The sequence below is a fragment of the Aeromonas sp. JL9 genome, from assembly GCF_024436075.1.
Taxonomy (GTDB): domain Bacteria; phylum Pseudomonadota; class Gammaproteobacteria; order Enterobacterales; family Aeromonadaceae; genus Aeromonas; species Aeromonas veronii.
The window spans coordinates 1-640 of sequence record NZ_JANFNV010000077.1; the positions used below are offsets into that span (position 1 = coordinate 1).

Sequence of the window (640 nt, forward strand, 5' to 3'; positions counted from 1 at the left end):
ATGAGCGTTCACATTGGTCCGGAAATGGTGTTCACGTTGAACCGGAATCGGTGTTCATGATCGGCCGGAATATGCAATTACAACGCCCTGGCATCCGGCCACGCGCAGTATTAGAAAAGGCTCATTTGAAAAGCACTTTATTAATCAGCCAGCATTGTAACGACCCCGCCCCGATCATTCAAACAATAATCATTATCATTTATATCGTGTGGCATTCCTGCTACAAAACAGCTAATTCTTGATAAGAGACTGTTTTAATGGAATAAATCCATAAACAAACACGGGAATTAAACAAACAAGCGGAAGCGATGACGTACCATTGCAAGATGACCTGATTTAATCCTCGAGCTCTATCAGCTCGCAGCGGAACAATATCGCCAAGATGGGATGTGCTGCGATACAGAGGTGGAAACAGTAGCAAGAACACCAACAGGGGAAGGTATTGCCATCGTGGTGGGATGTCGGCAGCTCACCAGCAGGCTAAAAACATCAAAACCCGGTCGTGAGACTGGGCTTTGGTGTTCGCCGAGTGTACAAATCTGGGGGGCTCGGGGCAAAAATCACCCATAGCAAAAAGGCCTTCCCATCTGGGAAGGCCTTCAAATTAGTGGCGGAGCGGACGGGACTCGAACCCGCGACC

1 protein-coding gene is annotated in these 640 nt (G+C 48.3%); it reads left to right on the top strand.

Annotated features, from left to right (window positions below; all coding sequences use genetic code 11):
• A partial coding sequence (locus NOM06_RS20820) for a hypothetical protein (protein ID WP_255913033.1) occupies positions 1–242 on the top strand: 242 nt, incomplete at its 5' end.
• Positions 243–640: the final 398 nt, after the last annotated feature.